We start from the raw sequence: 3,212 nt of genomic DNA on the forward strand, positions 1-3,212 counted from the left end.
TGATGAGGCTCCGTGGAAATCCCCAGGTCTGCTCGGTGAAAGTCCCCACCTGGTTGGGTTGAGTTTATCGGTTGGTTTCAGTGTTTATGGGATGGTGTGCGGCGTGTCGACCTGGGCGGCTGCTGGGGTGGCGAGCAGGGCGACGATCGCGACGGGTTCGCCGCAGTGGGGGCAGTCGCGCAGGGTGGTGGCTGGTGGCGGGGTGGGTGTTTTGCGGGGGATGACGATGCGGTCGGTGTCGGTGTCGTCGGGGTGGTCGCGGCGCCAGCCTTCGGCTTTGCAGGGTGGGCTGCAGTAGCGGCGGCGGGGGTTGTTGCCGGGTAGCGGGTTCTGGCAGGTGGGGCAGTTCCTGGTGGCGGGCTGCTCGTTGTGCATGGTGGGTCCTTCTCGGTCAGGCGGCGCGGGCGGCAGCGGCGGCGCGGAGGGTGTCGGCGTGGCGTTGGTGGGCGCGGAGCCGGTAGGAGGGTCCGTCGATGCCGACGACGGCGGCGCGGTGCAGGAGCCGGTCGAGCATGGCCGCGGCGACGGTGGCGTCGCCGAAGGCGCTGGCCCAGTCGGCGATGCCGACGTTGGTGCTCAGGATGGTGGAGGATTTCAGGTAGCGCTGGTTGATGACTTGGAACAGGGCGGAGGCGCCGTCGCCGGGTAGCGGCAGATACCCAAGTTCATCGATTACCAGGAGTCGGGGTCCGGCGAAGAAGCGCATGCAGGTGGCCCAGCGGCCTTCGAGGGCGGCTTTGTGGCAGCGGGCGGCGAGGTCGGCGGCGGTGGTGAAGTAGACGCGGTGCCCGGCGTCGGCGGCGGCGCGGGCCAGGCCGACCGACAGCATGGTCTTGCCGACGCCGGGTGGTCCGACGAACAGGACGTTCGCGGCGTCGTCGAGGAAACGCAGGGTGGCCAGGTCACGGACGAGTTTCTCGTCGACGCCGGGTTGGGCGGAGAAGTCGAAGTCGCTGATGGTCCAGGGTTCGGGCAGGCAGGCGAACCGGAGCCGGCCGGCGAGTTTACGGGCCTCGGTCGCGGCGACCTCGATGTCGAGGAGTCGTTCCAGGGCGGCGGTCAGCGACAGGCCCTCGGCGCGGGCGATGTCCAGCACGCGTGGGAGTGCGTCGGCGGCGTCGTTGAGTTTCAGATAGCCGAGGTGAGCGCGTAGCTGCTGGTAGAGGCGGGCCTCGCTCATCGCTGGTGCGGTTGCGGTCATGTGGGCTCCTTGGGTTGGTAGATGGTGGTGAACAGGGCTCGGTGCAGCCGGGTCAGGTCCGCGGCTGCGACCAGTGGCGGGTAGCCGTGCTGTTGCAGGACTGCGGCGACCTCCAGCAGCAGACCGATCGTGAACCGGGCGTCGTCACGGTCCGGGCCGGGGCGCTCGAGCGGATATGCCGGGCCCGGGCCAGGCGGGCTATTCATCGGCGTGGTCGTGGTCGGTGCCGGCCGCTGTCATGGCTGTCCGGAGCATCAGGGCGCGCAGCCCGAGCTCGTCGAGCAGCGCCGGTGCCCCGCAGATCGGGTGGCTGCCGGTCGCGGCGCAGAACAGGCTCAGTTGGGTGTGCACTGTGCTGTCGGCGTGTTCGCGGAAGAACACGTCGAGGCGGTGCAGCAGGTCGATCGTCGCGGCCAGCGTCGCGGCCGGTAGCCGCACCCACGCCTCGACCTGGCCGCTGATGCTCTCGGTGGGTTGCGTCGTGGTCATGCCATCCCCTGTTCGTTGTCGCCGTCGTCGGCTGCGGCGGTGCTTCGCCGGGCCAGGCGGTCGGCGACCGCGGCGTAGCCGGCCATGTCGATGACGACCCGGGCCGCCGGGCCGGTCTCGCTCAGCCCGGCCAGCCGGGCTGCTTCGGCCACCGCGGCCGGCGACGGCGGCCGCCGGGTCTTGTGCTTGCACGAACGCGCGTCGGAGAACGCCTGCAGGACCGCGGTCTCCAACGCCACCACGTGCTGCTGCGCGCGGACCGTCGTGCCGGCGCCGTCGGGTGCCCGCCGGTGTTCGGCGATCACCGCGCCGCGACCGGTCGTGATCGTGATCGTGTCCGCGCCGAGCCGGTGACCGACCGTCACCCGCTGCCCGGACATCCCCGGCCCGACCGAGTACTGGTTCCCGCGGAACGCCACGAGGGCTTGCGCGGACACCACCCGCACCACCTCGAGCTGCGCGGGATACGGCAACGCAGGAACCGGCCGCAGACCTTCCGCGTCGGCCAGCTCGCCGACGGTCAGCCGCTGCCCGTCACGGACCCGCCGACGGTCGTCCAGTGCGGCGGCCCGCCGGTCCAGGGCAGCCTGCGCCTCGCCGACGCCGGCGGTGTCCGGCAGGGTCCGCCACCACCGTTGCGCCGCCGCGTGGTTGGCCTTCTCCACCACGCCCTTGCGGTTGCCGTGCCGCGGCGGACACATGTCCACGCCTACCTGGTAGTACTTGGCCACCCCTGCGAACTGCGCGGTCATCCGGCCCGACACCGGCGAGCACACCGTGGCCATCCGGTCGAAGCGCCACCGGCGGGTCAGCCCACCCAACCGGCGGGCCACCGCGTCGATCGCCTCGACCAGATGCGGCAGGTCCTCCGCGTCGGCGAGGACCCCACGCCACCGCCCCGAGTGCGACAACGCGCCGACCAGCAGATGCGCATGAGCACCCACACCCCAACCCGGCGGTGGATCCGGCAACTCGACCCAGTCCCACTGAGTCTCCTCACCCGCCGGATGCTCGATGACCGCGTGATCCCGCCCCCGGGCCGCCGCGCACGGCTCGCAATGCGGCCGCAACCCGCGCTCGCGGACCGACCGGGTGAACGTCGAGTACCCGCCCGGATAGCCCAGCCCGACGACCTCCTCATACAAGGTCACCGCCCACAGATGCGGGTCATCGGCCAGCCGGATCCGGCAATACTCCGCGAACGGCCTGAACACGTCCGGGCCGGTACGCGCACGCACCCCCGGCGTCCGCGCCCCGGACAGATACCCCCGCACCGTCTTGCGGTCGGCACCCACATGCCGGGCGATCGCCGAAATCGTCCACCCCTGCGCCCGCAACGCATGGATCTCCACATCTGCCTCCCACGAGAGCAACCCCGGACCCTCCGCCCGCCCCGCCAGCGCGATCACCAGCGAAAACAGGCTCGAAGATCCAACGGCGACGGCCCACACGAACCGTCCAGGGATCACCCAAGTGAGGAAGTTGATCTAGCAGAAGTGGGGAGTTTCAGGAAGCGCCATCA

General features: G+C 71.0%; 5 protein-coding genes. All 5 read right to left on the reverse strand.

The genetic code is table 11. From position 1 onward, the window contains the following. Nucleotides 1-84: 84 nt before the first annotated feature. Genes LXN57_RS47545 through LXN57_RS47565 form a run of 5 tightly spaced genes read right to left on the reverse strand, consistent with a single transcriptional unit; the run spans nucleotide 85 to nucleotide 3,042 of the window. Nucleotides 85-375, reverse strand: coding sequence for a hypothetical protein (locus LXN57_RS47545; RefSeq protein WP_251804934.1), 291 nt, complete (start codon nucleotides 373-375; stop codon nucleotides 85-87). Between the two features lie 16 nt (nucleotides 376-391). After that, nucleotides 392-1,201: an IS21-like element helper ATPase IstB gene (istB, locus tag LXN57_RS47550; RefSeq protein WP_251804935.1), complete on the reverse strand. Its 810-nt coding sequence runs from the start codon at nucleotides 1,199-1,201 to the stop codon at nucleotides 392-394. Further along, entirely contained in the window at nucleotides 1,198-1,407 is a 210-nt protein-coding gene (locus LXN57_RS47555; protein WP_251804936.1) for a hypothetical protein, read from the reverse strand. Before LXN57_RS47555 ends, istB begins: the two co-directional genes overlap by 4 nt. Next, on the reverse strand, nucleotides 1,400-1,690 hold the full coding sequence (locus tag LXN57_RS47560; protein ID WP_251804937.1) for a hypothetical protein: 291 nt from the start codon (nucleotides 1,688-1,690) through the stop codon (nucleotides 1,400-1,402). The genes LXN57_RS47555 and LXN57_RS47560 overlap by 8 nt, the downstream gene beginning before the upstream one ends. Next, nucleotides 1,687-3,042 carry a Mu transposase domain-containing protein gene (locus tag LXN57_RS47565; RefSeq protein ID WP_251804938.1) on the reverse strand — a complete coding sequence of 452 codons (1,356 nt, stop codon included), beginning with the start codon at nucleotides 3,040-3,042 and terminating at the stop codon, nucleotides 1,687-1,689. Before LXN57_RS47565 ends, LXN57_RS47560 begins: the two co-directional genes overlap by 4 nt. Between the last annotated feature and the right edge of the window lie 170 nt (nucleotides 3,043-3,212).

Origin of the sequence: Paractinoplanes hotanensis (assembly GCF_023717965.1) — a bacterium.
GTDB classification, from domain to species: Bacteria; Actinomycetota; Actinomycetes; order Mycobacteriales; family Micromonosporaceae; genus Actinoplanes; species Actinoplanes polyasparticus.

Excerpts from the sequence above, each read along its gene's own strand:
- LXN57_RS47555 (WP_251804936.1), bottom strand. The coding sequence starts at position 1,407 with ATGAATAGCCCGCCTGGCCCGGGCCCGGCATATCCGCTCGAGCGCCCC.
- LXN57_RS47545 (WP_251804934.1), bottom strand. The coding sequence starts at position 375 with ATGCACAACGAGCAGCCCGCCACCAGGAACTGCCCCACCTGCCAGAAC.
- LXN57_RS47560 (WP_251804937.1), bottom strand. The coding sequence starts at position 1,690 with ATGACCACGACGCAACCCACCGAGAGCATCAGCGGCCAGGTCGAGGCG.
- istB (WP_251804935.1), bottom strand. The coding sequence starts at position 1,201 with ATGACCGCAACCGCACCAGCGATGAGCGAGGCCCGCCTCTACCAGCAG.